This is a genomic window from Bordetella sputigena (assembly GCF_965137885.1).
GTDB classification, from domain to species: Bacteria; Pseudomonadota; Gammaproteobacteria; order Burkholderiales; family Burkholderiaceae_B; genus Bordetella_C; species Bordetella_C sputigena.
The window spans coordinates 14296-30524 of the sequence record NZ_CBCSCA010000015.1; the positions used below are offsets into that span (position 1 = coordinate 14296).

The 16229-nt window shown below is 66.7% G+C and carries 11 protein-coding genes; 3 read left to right on the plus strand and 8 right to left on the minus strand.

The features are described 5' to 3' along the window. Positions 1-84 precede the first annotated feature (84 nt). The 3 genes from ACNA0R_RS23445 to ACNA0R_RS23455 all read right to left on the minus strand — a co-directional run bounded on the left by ACNA0R_RS23445 (position 85) and on the right by ACNA0R_RS23455 (position 4380). A complete protein-coding gene (locus tag ACNA0R_RS23445; protein ID WP_415828479.1) occupies positions 85-2247 on the minus strand; it encodes a putative bifunctional diguanylate cyclase/phosphodiesterase in 2163 nt (720 codons plus the stop codon). A 232-nt stretch (positions 2248-2479) separates the two neighbouring features. Next, complete coding sequence (locus ACNA0R_RS23450) at positions 2480-3235, minus strand: LytR/AlgR family response regulator transcription factor (RefSeq protein ID WP_415828480.1); 756 nt, start codon at positions 3233-3235, stop codon at positions 2480-2482. Next, a complete protein-coding gene (locus ACNA0R_RS23455; RefSeq protein WP_415828481.1) occupies positions 3223-4380 on the minus strand; it encodes a sensor histidine kinase in 1158 nt (385 codons plus the stop codon). The genes ACNA0R_RS23450 and ACNA0R_RS23455 overlap by 13 nt, the downstream gene beginning before the upstream one ends. A 336-nt stretch (positions 4381-4716) precedes the next feature. Between ACNA0R_RS23455 and ACNA0R_RS23460 the strand changes: the two genes are divergently transcribed. Next, positions 4717-6276 (plus strand): DHA2 family efflux MFS transporter permease subunit, encoded by a 1560-nt coding sequence (locus ACNA0R_RS23460; RefSeq protein ID WP_415828482.1) that lies wholly within the window; start codon positions 4717-4719, stop codon positions 6274-6276. Positions 6277-6360: 84 nt separating this feature from the next. Here ACNA0R_RS23460 and ACNA0R_RS23465 read toward each other — a convergent pair whose 3' ends face one another. Next, positions 6361-7350: a quinone oxidoreductase family protein gene (locus tag ACNA0R_RS23465; protein ID WP_415828574.1), complete on the minus strand. Its 990-nt coding sequence runs from the start codon at positions 7348-7350 to the stop codon at positions 6361-6363. A 236-nt stretch (positions 7351-7586) separates the two neighbouring features. Between ACNA0R_RS23465 and ACNA0R_RS23470 the strand changes: the two genes are divergently transcribed. Continuing rightward, the gene (locus ACNA0R_RS23470; protein WP_415828483.1) at positions 7587-9056 is read left to right on the plus strand and encodes an MFS transporter; all 1470 of its coding nucleotides are present in this window, start codon (positions 7587-7589) and stop codon (positions 9054-9056) included. Continuing rightward, positions 9056-9916 carry an alpha/beta fold hydrolase gene (locus ACNA0R_RS23475; RefSeq protein ID WP_415828484.1) on the plus strand — a complete coding sequence of 287 codons (861 nt, stop codon included), beginning with the start codon at positions 9056-9058 and terminating at the stop codon, positions 9914-9916. Before ACNA0R_RS23470 ends, ACNA0R_RS23475 begins: the two co-directional genes overlap by 1 nt. A gap of 8 nt (positions 9917-9924) precedes the next feature. Here ACNA0R_RS23475 and ACNA0R_RS23480 read toward each other — a convergent pair whose 3' ends face one another. The 4 genes from ACNA0R_RS23480 to ACNA0R_RS23495 all read right to left on the minus strand — a co-directional run bounded on the left by ACNA0R_RS23480 (position 9925) and on the right by ACNA0R_RS23495 (position 16172). Then, complete coding sequence (locus ACNA0R_RS23480) at positions 9925-13101, minus strand: EAL domain-containing protein (RefSeq protein ID WP_415828485.1); 3177 nt, start codon at positions 13099-13101, stop codon at positions 9925-9927. A gap of 247 nt (positions 13102-13348) precedes the next feature. After that, entirely contained in the window at positions 13349-14779 is a 1431-nt protein-coding gene (locus ACNA0R_RS23485) for a GntT/GntP/DsdX family permease (protein ID WP_415828486.1), read from the minus strand. Then, entirely contained in the window at positions 14776-15324 is a 549-nt protein-coding gene (locus ACNA0R_RS23490; RefSeq protein WP_415828487.1) for a gluconokinase, read from the minus strand. Before ACNA0R_RS23490 ends, ACNA0R_RS23485 begins: the two co-directional genes overlap by 4 nt. 176 nt (positions 15325-15500) lie before the next feature. Next, a complete protein-coding gene (locus tag ACNA0R_RS23495) occupies positions 15501-16172 on the minus strand; it encodes a thiopurine S-methyltransferase (RefSeq protein ID WP_415828488.1) in 672 nt (223 codons plus the stop codon). Between the last annotated feature and the right edge of the window lie 57 nt (positions 16173-16229).

Genomic DNA, 16229 nt, shown 5'->3' on the forward strand with positions numbered 1-16229 from the left:
GGTTCGATAAGCAGGTATCCGTCGCGGATACACAAGCTAATTCGCCCCGGCTGGAAAGCCGGTTACAGCGACATCAAAAAATATTCAGGCGCAGCGGGCTATTCCCGCATCCTGCCCGATGCCGTAGGCACGCGCGAAATCCAGGGCCGGGATCGGCGGGCTGAAGAGGTAGCCCTGACCCTCCGCGCAGGCCGGCGCCAGGGCATCGCGCTGCGCGCCGGTTTCCACGCCTTCGGCGATGGCGTTCACATTGAACGCGCGCGCCATATCCAGCACCGCCCGCACCACCGACGCATCCCGCTCCGATTCCAGCATGCCGTGGACGAAGGAGCGATCGATCTTCAGGCGGTTCAGGGGATAGCGCTTCAACACCGCCAGCGATGCGTAGCCCGTGCCGAAGTCGTCGAAGGCGATGGATACGCCTTCGTCGTGCAGGCGGCGCAGCATGTCCAGCACCACATCGTCGTGATCGAGCGCGATGTTTTCGGTGATTTCCAGTTCCAGCGCATTCGGCGGCAGGCCATGGCGTTCCAGCGCCCGCAGGACATCGCGCGCCAGGTCGCCGACGTGGAATTGGGCGCTGAACAGGTTGACGCCCATGCGGAAGCCGGGCGCGCCGGCGTTGCGCCACCGCGCGGCCTGTGCGCAGGCTTCGTCCAGCACCCAGGCGCCCACCGACGCCGCCAGCGGACCGCCTTCCAGCGCGGGCAGGAAGGCGGCGGGCGCGAGCAGGCCGCGGCGCGGATGGCGCCAGCGGATCAGGGCCTCGGCGCCGACCAGCGCGCCATCGCTCAAGCGCACCTGCGGCTGGTAGAACAGCACGAATTCGCCATCGGTGACGGCACGGTGCAGCTCCATGCCGTGCAGGCGGCGCGAGGTGGCCTCCATCCGCAGCGCGGGCACGAAGACGTAGGCCTGGCCGCGTCCCACCGACTTGGCGCGTGCCAGCGCCAGGTCCGCATCGCCGATCAGTTCCAGTGCTTCCTGCGCCTGCAGGGGCGCGACCGCCACGCCGCAGCTGGCGGCGATAGGTACCTGCTGGCCGGCCGCGGTGACCGGCTCGGACAGCGCGGCCACCGCCTTGGAGGCCACCTCCATGGCGGGCTCGCGGGCATCGACGTCGGGCAGCAGGATGGCGAATTCGTCGCCGCCCAGGCGGGCGACGGTGCCGTCCTGTCCCGCGAGCGCCTGCAGGCGGCGGCCGGTTTCGCGCAGCAGTTCGTCGCCGACCTCGTGGCCCAGGGTATCGTTGATGTCCTTGAAGTTGTCCAGGTCCAGTATCAGCACGGTGGCGGCGCGTGGATGCGTCAGCGTGGCTTCGACCTGCCGGTAGAACTGGTTGCGATTGGCCAGGCCGGTCAGCGGGTCGATGTGGGCCAGGCGGCGCAGGGCGTCTTGCTCGTGGTGCCGCGCGGTCAGGTCCTGCAGGTGAGCGTTGAAGGTCAGGCCCGCGGGGCCGTTTTCGCGCCAGCAGAACAGGGACAAGCCCAATAGAAAAAGACTGCCGTCGCGCCGCTGGCCTTGCAGCGTGTCCGGCATGACGAGGTCTTCGACCGAGCCCGCGGCGAGCGCGCGCCGCACCAGATCGCGGAAGACAGCGACGCTATCGCCGTCCAGCAAGGCATCGAAGGCGAGGCCGGGCGGCTGGGCGCCGGCGCCCTCAGCGTCATAACCGAAGAGCGTGGCGGCGGCGCTGTTCCAGGAAACGATGTGGCAGTCTTCGCCGAACCAGACGACGGCCGTGGGCGAGTCCTTGGCGTAGGCGTCGAATGGCCGCCGCGTAGTTTCGGCGGATACCTCGATGCGGCGCAGCTCCAGGCGGTCGGCGGCCATCAGGGCAAGTTCGCGCAAACGCTGGCGGTCGTCCTCCGAAAAGTCGTGATGGGGCTGGCCGTCGATGATGCACAGGGCGCCCAGGGCATGGCCGGACGGCGAGCGCAGCGGCACGCCCGCGTAGAAGCGTACGCCAGCGCTGCCGGTGACCAGCGGATTGTCGTGGAAGCGCTCGTCCAGGGCGGCGTCGGGCACCACCATGACGTCTTCCTGGTTGATGGCGTGAGCGCAGAAGGATACGTCGCGGGTCTTGTCCACGTCCTCCGGGATGCCGGTCTGGGCAGCCAGGAAAACGTGGTCGCTGCCTATCATGTTCACCGCCGCTACCGGCATGCTGAACATGCGCGCGGCGATCTGGACGACGGGATCGAGGCTGGGCAAAGGGCGTTCGCTGCCCAGCCCGTATTCGGACAATGCCTGGAGCCTTGAACCTTCCTCCGCAGGTATCTCGGGGCATTTCATCGGATTCTCCCTTGCCGTTCACCGGTTCTGGTTGGGGCCACCGAATGCTTCTTGGCCGCGCGACGGGCTTTTGCCGCCGCAATCTCCTCTATTTATAACATCCAGTAACACCGGTGTGTAGCAAAGAGTAATCCCTTGTCGCAATGGCAGAGGGACGTCCTCGCATCACGCCGGAGCCGGCGTGCTAGAAGCGCGCCATGCGGGCCGCTGACGGCTGGGCCGAAAGTTGTTTCTTCAGGCGCTCGAACGCGGTGCCGCCCAGTTCGATGGGCGTGGCCTGCCGCGTGAATTCGACGAACTTGCGCGCGCCCCCGCCGACACGCGCGACGTGATCCAGGTTCAGGATGATGGATCGCGAGGCCTGGAAGAATGGCGGCGAGGGCAGTTGCGGCCGCAGGCCGCTGAGCGTGGCGTGGATCAACTCGGCGGAGCCGTCGGCGCAGCACAGCCTGACGTAGTCGCCCTGTGCGACGACGGCCGACAAGGTCTGTACGCCGATGCGCCGCAGGCCTTGGCGGGTGCGGGCTACCAGGTGTGGCTGCATGGGCGGATCGCCAGGGCCGGTTGCGGCGCCACGGGTGGCCGGGATCAGGGACTGGCGCAGCCGCGTCAGCGTTTGCGCCAGCCGCGGCGCATCGACCGGCTTGAGCAGGTAGTCGACGGCCGCTACGTCGAAGGCCCGCAGCGCGTGATCGGCGTGCGCCGTCACGAAGACGACCGCGGGAGGCTGGTCCAGGCTGTCCAGCACGTCGAAGCCGGTGCCGCGGGCCAGGTCGATGTCCAGGAAGACGGCGTGCGGCCGGTGCATGCGCACGGCGCGTCCGGCTTCCTCGCGGGTTGCCGCTTCGTCGACGATGGCGACGTCGGCGTGGGTTTCCAACAGGCGCCGCAGGTAACGGCGCGCGGGCGCCTCGTCGTCGACGACAATTACGCGAAGCATGGGTCGCCCGTCATATAGAGCCTGGCCACGGTGCGGTCGGCGCGCTGCGCCAGGGAAAAGCGGCTGCGGCCGGGATAGTGCAGCGCCAGGCGCTGGCTGAGGTTGCGCAGCCCCACGCCATTCGATGCAAAGGCGCCGCCGGCGGGCCGCAAGCCTTCGATGGACGGATGGATACGGTGGCCGCCTTGTTCCGTGCCGCCGTCCGCCGGGGCATCGTCCATCCCGCCCGCGCCATCGCCGAAGTCGAAGGGCATGCTCAGGGTGCCGGGATTCTCCATTTCCACGATCAGGGCCGCGCCCTCGCGCCAGGCCCGCAGGTTTATGGAGAAATGCGGGGTTTCGGCGCGCATGCCATGCTTGATGGCGTTTTCCGCCAGGCCTTGCAGCGTCATGTGCGGAATGGGCGCGTCCAGGGAATCCGGATCCACCTCGCAGCGATACTCGAAACGATCGCCGAATCGCAGCGCCTGGATGCCGATGTAGGTTTCCAGCGCGGCGACCTCGTCCCGCAGCCGGCAGATCGCGCTGCCGCGCGCGTTCAGCGAATAGCGCAGATAGGCGGCCAGGCGCCGCGTCATTTCCTCGGCGATGGCGGGGCGATCGGCGATCTCGGCCACGATGGTGTTCAGCGTGTTGAACAGGAAATGAGGCTCGATCTGCAGGTGCAGATGTTCCAGTTTCAGCTGCAACGCGCGCGTCTCGGCCTGCATCGTGGACATGCGCTGCGTACGGGCGTCGAGTTCGGCGCTGACGCCGAAATACACCAGCGTCCAGATGGAAAAAATCCCCAGGTAGTAGATGAACCCCATGGAGAAGCCGTTGCGCGGCACGTAGGTGAGGGCGTGGGCGGGAAACAGCCCATGGATCGTATTGGCGATCAAGGCATTGATGGCGGCGGCCGTGATGCATAGCAGCGCGGCGGTGACCATGGCCTTGATCTTGCCCGTCCCGGGATGACGGGCATGAAAGACGGCGCTCGCGCTTGTCGCCAGGAAACCCAGGGTATCCAGCACCACGGTCAGCACCAGTGCCAGGGTGGCATGGCCGAACGCGCCGTAGCGGGTGAAGAAACCGATGGCGGCGAGGCATAGCCAGCCGATAATCTGGGCGCGCCAGAAACGGGGACCGGTGTCGCCTGCGCTCAACTTCCGGAAAGTATCCACGGAGTCCATTTCTACGGGGCTATCGGGCGTGGGGCCGAGGGAAAGGTCGGGCCGCGGAACAGGGCGGAGGTCCGCCCGCGCCGCGCGTGCCGAAGCATAGCTTTCACCCGGCTTCCGTAACAAGCCCTGTTTTGCGTGTCGATGGCCGTCCGGGCCGGACCCTGGGGCCGGCTCCGGCGGTGTCGCTGGCTCCGGGCTCGCCCGGGGGCCTTGCGCCGATACCCATGACCCTGGGTTGGCCAAGGGTATCGGCGAACGCTCAGGCTGTGTTCAGCTTTGCATGAGAACCTAGGTACACGCGTTTACCAGGCAGGTCCCATGGCTACCTCGCAGAATCCTTCCCCCTTGCCGCCGCTGCAGGGCGGCCAGCTCGTCCTGGCCACCCTGGCAGTGGCGCTCGCCACTTTCATGAACGTGCTGGATACATCGATCGCCAACGTGGCGATACCTACGATTTCCGGCAATCTCGGTGTGTCCGTCGACGAGGGCACCTGGGTGATCACCGTGTTCGCCGCGTCCAACGCGGTGTCGATTCCGCTGACCGGCTGGCTGACCCAGCGCGTGGGGCAGATACGGCTGTTCGTGGCGGCCATCGTGCTGTTCACGCTGGCTTCGTGGCTGTGCGGTATCGCTCCCAGCCTGCCGGTGCTGCTGTTCGCCCGCGTCCTGCAGGGCGCCGTGGCGGGTCCCCTGATACCCATGTCGCAGGCGATTCTGCTGGGCTCCTATCCCAAGGAGAAAAGCTCCATGGCGCTGGCGCTTTGGGCCATGACCGCCACGGTGGGGCCGATCGCCGGGCCGTCGCTGGGCGGATGGATCACGGACAGCTACAGCTGGTCGTGGATTTTCTACATCAATATTCCGGTGGGAATATTCGCCGCCGCGGTGACCTGGAGTATCTACCGCCAGCGCGAGACGCCGACGCGCAAGCTGCCCATCGATCTGGTGGGCCTGCTGCTGCTGATCACCTGGGTGGCCGCCCTGCAGATCATGCTGGACAAGGGGCGCGACCTGGATTGGTTCAATTCCTCCCTGATCGTCGGCCTGGGCGTGACGGCGGTGGTCAGTTTCACGTTCTTCCTGATCTGGGAGTTGACCGAGGACCACCCCATCGTCGATCTGCGGCTGTTCGGGCAACGGAATTTCAGCGGCGGCACGATCGCGATTTCCATCGCCTACGGCGTGTTCTTCGGCAATCTGGTGCTCCTGCCGCAGTGGATGCAGGAATACCTGAACTACCGGTCCGTCGATGCCGGGCTGGTGATGGCGCCGCTGGGCGTCTTTGCCCTGCTGCTGTCGCCGGTGCTGGGCAAGCTGCTGCCCAAGTCGGATGCGCGCATCATCGCGACGGTCGCTTTTGTCAGCTTTGCCATTGTGTTCTATATGCGGTCGAACTACGTCACCGAGATCGATACCTGGCATCTGGTGTGGCCCACGCTGCTGCAAGGCATACCGATGGCGCTGTTCTTCGTGCCCCTGACCGCGATCATCCTGTCGGGCCAGCCGCCGTCCCGCGTGCCGGCCGCCGCGGGGCTGTCCAACTTCGTGCGGGTGTTCTGCGGCGCGATCGGCACGTCGGTGGCGGGCACGGTGTGGAACAACCGCACCATTCTGCACCATGAACGGCTGACCGAAGTGGCGACGCCGTCCAATCCGCTGTTCAGCCGCGAGATCGAGTCGCTGCGCTCGCTGCTGCACCTGGACACGAGGGCGGCGCATACGATGTTCGATGCGAACCTGAATGCGCAGGCGGCGATGATGGGGCTGAACGATATTTTTTATGTGTCGGCCGTCATCTTCCTGCTCATCATTCCCTTGATCTGGATTACCCGGCCGGCCAAGGGCGGCGGCGGGGCCGACGCGTCCGCCGCGCATTGAATGGCAGGTCGCGAGCCGGCCATGGCCGGCGCAGCCGCCACGGCAGGTTTGCCCGCATGCGCGGTCAGGCCATGTGGATGCGCCTCATATCCACGCCACGGCCTTGCCGACCTGCTCGCGCGCCTCGATGCGCGCGTGGCCCTTCGGGATGTCGTCGAAGGCATAGCGGTCCGTGATTTCGATGGACAGGCTGCCATCCAGGATCGCATCGAATACCGCGTCGGCGCGGCGCTGCACGGTGGCGGCGTCGGCCATATGGTCGGCCAGCCGCGGCCGCGTCAGGTATAGCGAACCCGCTTCGCCCAATTCGTAGGGGTCCAGATCCTTTACCGACCCCGATACGTTGCCGTAGTTGACGACCAGGCCCCGCGTGCGGGCGGCCCGCATGCTGTCGCGCAGCGTGGCCTTGCCCAGGGAATCGAAAACCACATCGACCCCACGACCGCCGGTCAGCGTCCGTACCTGGTCGGCGAAGCCGCCATCGGCGTAGGGCAGGGCGGCGTCGGCTCCCCGCCGCAGCGCGACGGCGCGCTTGTCGTCGGTGCTGGCCGTCGCGTATACCGACGCGCCGATGCGCTTGGCCATCTGGATCAGGATCTGCCCTATGCTGCCGGACGCCGCATGCACCAGGCAGCTGCCGCCGGCTTCCAATCGGGCTACATCGTGGATCAGATAGTGGGCGGTGCAGCCTTGGAACATGGCCGACGCCGCCGTATCGAAGCCGATGGCGTCCGGTATGACGGCCGCCAGCCGCGCCGGAATGGCGGCATAGTCGGCGAAGCTGCCCCAGGCGATGCACCAGGCGACGCGTTGCCCCACGGCGGGATGGGTCACGCCGGGCCCCGTGGCCACCACGACGCCGGCGCCCTCCATGCCGAGCGTGCAGGGTGCACGCACCGGGTATGTGCGCGATTCGGCGTACTTGCCCTGGCGGGTGTGGATGTCCATGAAGTTGACGCCCGCGCAGGCCACCTTGACCAATACTTCACCCGCCTTGGGCACGGGGACGGGCGCGTCTTCGCGCATCCGCACAACCTCCGGTCCGCCGTAGGTATCGATGGTGATGGCGCGCATGGCGCCCGTTATCGTGCCGGTCATCCGGGGTCTCCTTGGTGTCGCTGACTTGTGCCAACCGCTGGCAATGGGGCCGACCACCCCTCACGAGGATACCGGTCGCGGCAGGCGGCGGCCGCGTGGCAAGCCATGATTTTTTGTCATGCGGCCCGTGCGTTTATTTGGCTTGCGCTCCCTGGCGGGTAGCCGGAATATTCGCCACGCATCACAACTATAACGATACGGAGACAGAGCCCATGGACACCCACGCCCCCGCCGGCGCGGCGCAGGCTGCCGCGCGCCCGTCGATCGCCGGACATGCCGCGACGCCGACCACGCTTTCCAACGACGAGTACGCCCTGCGGGTGGCGGCGCGGCTGGACCGGCTGCCGTATTCGAAGACCGCCAGGCATTTCGTCTTCCTGATTTCGATAGGGGCGATATTCGAGCTCTACGACCTGTTCATGACCGCCTATATCGCGCCGGGGCTGGTCAAGAGCGGATTGTTCGCCACCAGTTCGCTGCACTTCTTCGGTTTGAGCGGGGTCGGCTTTTTCGTGTTCTGCACGTTCGCCGGGATGTTCGTCGGCACCATTTTCTTTGGCTTCATCGCCGACCGCGCCGGGCGGCGGGCGATTTTTACGGTGTCGCTGGTGTGGTACTCGCTGGCCACGCTGCTCATGGCGTTTCAGCATACCGCCGGCGGCATCGACCTGTTCCGCTTCATCGCTTCCATCGGCCTGGGCCTGGAGCAGGTGACCATCGACACCTTCATCCCCGAGCTGGTGCCGCCGAATGCGCGCGGACGGGCGTTTGCCCTGTACCAGTTCATTGAGTTCCTGATCGTCCCGGTGGTCGCGCTGCTGGGATGGCTGCTGGTGCCGCTGCGGATCCTGGGACTGGACGGCTGGCGCTGGGTCGCCATCATCGCCTCGGTGGGCGCATTGGCCGCATGGTGGCTGCGCCGCGCGCTGCCGGAAAGCCCGCGCTGGCTGGCGATGCACGGTCAACGCGACCGCGCCGAACGTATCATGCAGCAGATCGAGGCCAGCGCCGCGCGCGAGCTGGGGCATGCGCTGCCGCCGGTCCAGGTGCCGTCATCGGCGCGCGTCGAATCCAAGGGGCATTTCTCGGAATTGCTGCGCCCGCCGCACCGCAAGCGCCTGATCGTGATGTCGGTCTTCAATCTGCTGGCGGTGATCGGCTTCTACGGGTTCAGCGCCTGGGTGCCCACGCTGCTGATCGCGAAGGGCGTGGAGATCACCAAGAGCCTGCAGTATGCCTTCATCATCGCCATCGCCAATCCCTTTGGCCCGCTGCTGGGCTTGCTGATCGCCGACCGCATGGAGCCTAAATGGCAAATCGTGTGCGCGGGGGTGGGCATCGGGTTGTTCATGGTGCTGTTTGCCATGCAGGTCAATCCGGCGGCGGTCATCGTGTTCGGCGTGCTGGTCACCTTGTCCAACAACTGGCTCTCGTTTATCTTCCACAGCTACCAGGCCGAGCAATTCCCGACGCGCCTGCGCGGGCGCGCCGTGGGTTTCGTCTATGGATGGGGGCGCGCCAGCGCGGCCATTGTGGGACTGCTGATCGGTTTCTTCCTGGGCGTCGGCGGTACGCCCGGCGTGGCGGCCTTCATGGGCGTCGCCATGGTGCTGATGATCCTGGTCATCGGCATCTTCGGCCCGCGCACCCTGCGCCGGCCTCTGGAGGAGATTTCGAGCTGATGGATACGCAGGATGATGAGCGGCGCTGGCAGGTACCGGACGTCGCGCCGCTGATGGTAAGCGGCGCGGGCGGCGTGCGGCTGGCTACCTACGAATGGGGCAATCCGGATGGCAAGGAGATCCTGCTGGTACACGGCGTCGCCCAATGCCATTTGTGCTTCGCGCCGCAGATCGCCAGCGAGCTGGCCAGCGAGTTCCGCATCGTGGCCGTCGATCTGCGCGGCCATGGCGGCGCCGACAAGCCGCTGGACGCCGCGGCCTACCAGCATCACAGCCATTGGGCGGACGACATCGCCGCCGTCCTGCAAGCCAGGCAATTGCGACGTCCCGTGGCCGTCGGATGGTCCATGGGCGGACGCGTGCTGCGGCAGTATCTGATGCGTTATGGCGACGGCGCGCTGGGCGGCGTCAATTTCGTCGGCTCGCGCGTGATCGAGGATGCACGCGCCGTCGGGCCCGCGACACCGGGCGCGCAACGCGTCGACGTCGCCACGGTGTCGCAGGAGGTCGAGCACACGATCTCCTTCCTGAATGCGTGCTACTACCGGCGGCCGGCCCGTTCCTTGTACGAACGGGCACTTTGCTACAACGCGATCGTGCCCGTGCCGGTCCGGCGCGCGGCGGCTGCCTGGCATACCGATCCCGGCGCGACCATCGCGGCGCTGCGGCAGGTGCGCGTGCCCGTCCTGGTGACCCAAGGAACGCGCGACGTGGTCGTGCTGCCGGAAGGAGCGCGCATGATCGCGGAAGCGATCCCGCATGCGCGGATATCCTGGTATGAGGACTGCGGGCATTCGCCGTTCCAGGAGTTCCCGGAACGGTTCAACCAGGAGCTCGCGGCCTTCGTGCGCGCTGTCTGAGCCGGCGCCTACGCCGCCGCCCACGCCGGCTCGCGTTCGCGCGCCGCCACCCACTCGGGCAACTGCGCGCCGGGCATGGGCCGCCCGTACAGATAGCCTTGCAGCTGGTCACAGCCTATGCGGCGCAGCGTCGTCGCCTCCTGTTCGCTTTCCACGCCTTCCGCCACGACACGCAATCCCAATTCGTGGCCCAGTTCGATGATGGCCTTGACCACGGCGATGTCCGCCGGCGCATCTATCATGTCGCGCACGAAGGTCTTGTCGATCTTCAGGCGATCCAGCGGAAAGCGGTTCAGGTAGCTCAGGCTGGAATAGCCGGTGCCGAAGTCATCCAGCGACAACCGCACCCCCAAGGCCCGCAGGGCATGGATGGCATCCAGATAGCTCTCCGTCTGGCCCATGAGCACCGTTTCGGTGATTTCGAGCTCCAGCCATTCACCCGCGATCTTGTGTTCGGCCAGGCTGGCGCGCAAGGTGTCCAGCAGTTCCGGTTCGCGCAACTGGATGGCGGAGAGGTTGATGGAGATGCGCAGGTCGCCCATGCCCTGGGCGCGCCACGCCGCCAGGTGGCGGCAGGTTTCTTCGATGACCCAGGCGCCGATGGGGATGATCAGGCGGGTTTCTTCGGCGATGGGAATGAAGCGCGCCGGCGGTACGCTGCCCAGTTGCGGATTGGTCCAGCGCAACAGCGCCTCCGCGCCCACGGTGGCGCCGGTGGAGGCATCGATGCAGGGCTGGAAGACCAGCGATAGTTCGCTGTGTGCCACGGCGGTGCGCAGCCCGGCCTCGATCGCCAGCCGCATGCGCGCGCGCTCCGCCATGTCCGGCGAAAAGAACTTGAACTGGTTGCGTCCGCCCGCCTTGGCCTGATACATGGCCGCGTCGGCGTTCTGCATCAGCGTATCGATGTCGGCGCCGTCGTCCGGATACATCGCCACGCCCACGCTGCACGACACCTGCAAGGTGACGCCGCCGATCTCGTGCGGCTCGCGCACCAGGGGAATCAGGCGATCGGAGATAAGCTGCTCGACGTCGGCGCGCGTGCCCACGTCGGCCAATATGATGGTGAATTCGTCGCCGCCCAGGCGGCTGACGGTATCGCGTCCACGCACGGCCTGCAGCAGGCGGCGCGATACGGATTTCAGCAGGCCGTCGCCGATGTGATGGCCCAGCGAATCGTTGATGTCCTTGAAACGGTCCAGGTCGATGAACAGGACCGCGCAGCGCCGCTCGGTGCGCGGTCCGTCCTCCAGCGCGCGGCCCAGCTCCTTGGTGAACAGCGCGCGATTGGGCAGTTGCGTCAGTACGTCGTGTTCCGCCAGGAAGCGGATGCGTGCCTCGCTTTTCTTGCGATCGGTGATGTCGATGACAGTGCAGATGTAGTGCGATACCACCGCGCCCTTGTCGCGCACCGCGTTGACCATCAGCCAGGCTGGAAAATCGCCGCCCTGGCGCCGCCGCACCTGCGCTTCGCCGCTCCAGGTGCTGGCGCGCTCCAGGTCGGACGTCAGGTTCTTCAGCAAGGGCACGCTGGCATGGTCGGCCAGGATGAAGTCCGGCGTCCTGCCGGCGACGTCGGCCGTGGAAAAGCCGGTAGACCGGTAAAAAGAGGCATTGGCGCTGAGCAGGGTGCGGTTGGCGTCCAGGATCAGGATGGCCTCGGAAGAGGCCTCGAAGACCTTGGCCCATAGCTCCAGGCGCTGCTCCATCAGCTTGATCTGGTTGATCGGCGTGAATGCCGTCAGGACGGCATCGCGGCCCTGGAATTGCAGGCGCCGCGCCGACAGCATGGCCCAGGTAGGCTCGGCGCCGGCCTTCCACAAGACCTCGAATTCATCGACGGCATCATGGTCGGACAGTTGCTGGAAGAAGCGTGCGCGCACGGCCGATTCCATGCCGTGCATCCAGGGGTCCACCGTGCGTCCGCCCAGCCAGGCCAGGGCCGGCTGATTGGCATGCAGCACTTCATGGCCGGGCACCGCGGTGACCATCATAGGCACGGGCGTGGCTTCCACCAGCGATTGCTGCGCGGCGGCGGCGCGGGCGGTGGCGGCCATTTCCTTCTGGACGTCGCGCTCCCGGTCCAGCTGCCCCAGCATTTCATTGAAACCGCGCACCAGCTGGCCGATTTCGTCCTGGCTGTCCCACGAGGCGCGCTGCGTGTGGTCGCCGGTGCGCCTTACGCGATCCATGACGCGCGCCAGATGGCGCAGCGGGCGGGAGATCTGCTGCGCGACGAAATACACCATGCCCAGGATGCAGAACAGCAGGAACAGCGCGGTGCCCAGGTGCAGCCACATGCGCGAGTACAGGCCGCGCACCCGGGAATGCAGCAGGGTGTCCAGGTACCCGCTCGTGGTGCCCCACACGTCTTCCACGGCTGTGACGACGCCGCGCTGCGCGTCCCGGGCGCCGCCGATGTCGCCGCCGTCCAGCGCCATGCGGGCGGCCTGACGATAGGCGTCGATCGCGGCCAGCAGATTCTCGATTCCCGGTTCGATCGCGCGTCCCAGCTCGCGGTTGGCGGCACGCCCTTCGGAGAAGTCGGAACGCAGGCCTTGCAGCACGGCGTCGAGCTGCCCCTCCAGCAGCAGGTAGCGGGCGCGGGCGTCGTCGCGCGAGCGTATCGTCGCGTCGCCGCCCGCCAGCAGCCTGCCTATGCCATGCAGCGCCTCCAGCAGCGCGGGATAGCGCAGGATGGAAAGCGACATTGCATAGTAGCTGTCCAGGTCCGGGTCGAGGATGAGGTTGGACTGGTTGCCGACCCGCGTGATCAAGGCGCGGCCGGCGTCCATGGCACGGTCGATGGCAGGCTGGCCCGGCCGCGGAGCGGAGTCCATGCCTATCAGGGCCAGCCGCAGGTTCTCGTTCAGGCGCGCGCTTTCCATGCGGGCGCCGTAGCGGTCCTGCGCGTCGGCCAGCGCGTCGACGGTGCGCGCCAGGCTGGCCGGCGCGACGCCATGTCCCGTGCTGGCCAGCGATACGTCGATCAATGCATCGCGCACCGTCGCCACGTACGCGCTGCCCAGGATCTCCTTGTTGGAAAAATCGATGGACAGGTACTTTTCGTGGATCAGGATGCCGCTAATGAAGACGACGGCGCTCAGATCGAGCAGATAGATCAACAGCAGCTTGCGGCCGACCTTGAGGCGCGCCAGCAAGCGGAAAAAGATATGACGCTTCATCCCAGGCCAAAACCGCGGCGCCTTGCCGCGTTTCCCATGTTGGGCGCGATCCCGCGCCGCGGCCCGCCCGGGCAAGGGCAGGCGTTCGTACGTTTTGCAATCTTATGATTCTAGTGGTTATAACGCAGCCCGGCGGGGGAGGATAGCCGCGTTTGCCCTTGTCGTGGGATTCCGACACCGCGGGCACGAGGCCGGACAGGGTTGCCGCGGGCTGCACTATGTCGGTGCAGCCCGCGGCATGGCGCGCCTACATGACCAGCGACAGACCATAGGTCAGGATCAGGCCCATGACGGCCAGGATGGTTTCCATGAACGACCAGCTCTTGATGGTCTGGCCCACGGTCAGGCCGAAATACTCTTTGACCAGCCAGAAACCGGCATCGTTGACGTGGGAGAAGAACAGCGAACCGGCGCCGATCGCCAGCACGACCAGGGACAGGTGATTGGGCGGCAGATTGCCGGCCAGCGGCGCCACGATGCCGGCCGCCGTGACGGTGGCGACGGTGGCGGAACCGGTGGCCAGGCGGATCAGGACCGCGACGATCCAGCCCAGCACCAGTGTCGACAGGCCGGTGGCAAGGGCGATCTTGGCGATGGCCGCGCCGGTGCCGCCGTCGACCAGCGCCTGCTTGAAGCCGCCGCCGGCGCCGACGATCAGCATCACGCCGACCACCGGCAGCAGGCTGGCGGCGATCTTCTTGCCCAGCACCGAGATGTTGAAACCGACCGATGTGCCGAAGGTCACCATGGCCAGCAGAACCGCGATCAGCAGCGCGAACACCGGGTCGCCGATGAAGTCCAGCACATGGCGCGCCGGCGCGTCCTTGTCCATCCAGATGTCCGCGCCGGCCTTGATCAGCATTAGCACGATGGGGGAAAGCAGGGTGATCAGGGTGACGGTGAACGACGGGCTGCGCGCGGACTTCGCGTCGGCTTCGTCGACCTCTTGAGCCGCGTTCGCGGCATTCCGGCCTTCGGCCGGGGCGGCGGCCTTGCGGTCCGAGCCGGTCACGGCCAGGCCGGCGCCGGCGGCGCCGACAGGCACCAGGCGCGCGGCGAGCAGGCCGAACAAGGGGCCGCCCACGGCGACCGTGGGAATGGCGATCAGCAGGCCCAGCGCCAGGGTCAGGCCCACGTCGGCATGCAGGATCGCGATGGCGGCCAGCGGGCCGGGGTGCGGCGGAATGAAGCCGTGCAGCACCGAAAGGCCCGCCAGCGCCGGAATCCCCAGCCGCATGGCCGGCCCCTTCGATTTATGGACGGCCAGCATGACGACGGGGATCAGCAGCACCAGGCCGATCTCGAAAAACATGGGGATGCCGATGATGCTGGCGACCAGTGCCATCTTCCACGGCAGGGCCGCGGGCCGGCCGCGCAGGATGCGCTCCACCACCTGGTCGGCGCCGCCCGAATCGGCCAGCAGCTTGCCCAGCATGGCCCCTAGCGCGATCAGCACGCCGACGTAGCCCAGGACGCCGCCGACCCCGGCTTCATACGACGCGGTGACTTTTTCCAGCGGGATGCCCGAACCGACGCCCACGAACAATGCGCCTATGGTCAGCGCGATAAAGGCATGCAGTTTCAGCCATACGATCAACACCACCAGCAGCACGATGCCGATGGCGGCGACGACCAGGACCTGGGTATCGTGGGACGTCAAAACGGTGGACGGGCTCATGGGTTCTCCTTTTTTGCTGTTGTTGTAGTCAGGCCCAGCGTTTGGACGATGGTGTTGGCGATGACCGAGGGCGCGGGTCCGATATCCACGCGGATGGCGGGCTCGTCGGCCGTGGGTTCCTGCAAGGCCTCGAACTGGCTGTCCAGCAGGGTGGGCGGCATGAAATGACCATGGCGCGCGGCAAGGCGGGCGGCAATGGTTTGCTTGGAGCCGGCCAGATATACGAACTCCACGCCATGGCCGCGCCGGTTGATGATGTCGCGGTAGGGACGCTTCAGCGCCGAGCAGGTGATCAGGCCGTTTTCGCCGGCATCGAGGCGCTCTTCCACCCATTGCGCGACTTTTTCCAGCCAGGGGGCGCGGTCCTCGTCGGTCAGCGGGTGGCCCGCGTGCATCTTGTCGATATTGGATTGGGGGTGCAGGGCGTCGCCTTCTTCGAAAGGCCAATCCAGCCGGCCCGAAAGAATGGCGGCCACGGTGGTCTTGCCGCAGCCGGATACGCCCATCAGCACCAGGACCACCGGTTTGTCGATGGAATTGGCCATGCCTGTACCCTCCCTAGCATGTTGGTGTGCCCCGCCTTCAGCTTGTGGTCGGTCGGGCGGGCTCCGCAAAGGTTAGCTCATCTGTGGATGAACGCGCGAGCTGGCGCAAGCGGCGGGCCCGCCGGACCAAGGGGGCGCGGGTACGGGCCTGGCGGCGATACGGCCGCGCGGCGGTCTCAGCGGCGCCGCCGCAGGCGGTACGCGAGCGCGTCCAATCTGCTGACGCCGGCTTTCTGGAATTTCGGTTCGAGCGCCAGGATGTCGCGCCGATAGATCAGTTCGGCCACGGAGTGGCCGGCATACAGGGCTTGAACTTCGTCGTCATCGACGCAGAAAGGCGGGCCATCCATTTCGGCCTGCGGATAGTCCAGGGTAACGAGCAAGCCCTGGTAGTCGTCGGCGAGCTGGCCGTAGACGTGCCGCACGTACGGCGCGCGCATATCGCGCGGCAGCGCGACCAGGGCGGCGCGATCGAAGACGCCGGTGCAATCGCGCAAGGTATCCGCATCGACCTTGAAGATATCGCCGCAAATGATTTCGATATTGCCGGCGCCGTGGCGAGCGCTGTAATGCTCGCCCATCGGGGACTGCCGCGCCTGCGCCGCCAGGCCGTTTTCATCGAAAAATTGCTGCACGGCCAGCGGTGAAAGCTCAACGCCCAGCACATGCAAGCCGCGCTCCGCCAGCCACAGCATGTCCAGCGATTTGCCGCACAAGGGCACCAGCACGCGGCTGCCCGGCGCGATATCCAGCGTGGGCCAGAAACGCTCCAGCGGCGGCGTGATGCGGGTTTGATGGAAATGCGTGCGGCCCTCGCGCCAGCGCTCCAGCCAGAATTCCGGTTCCATGCGGCCTGCTCCTTGTAAACGATCCGGCCATTGTAAGGACAGGGCCGCATGCCGATT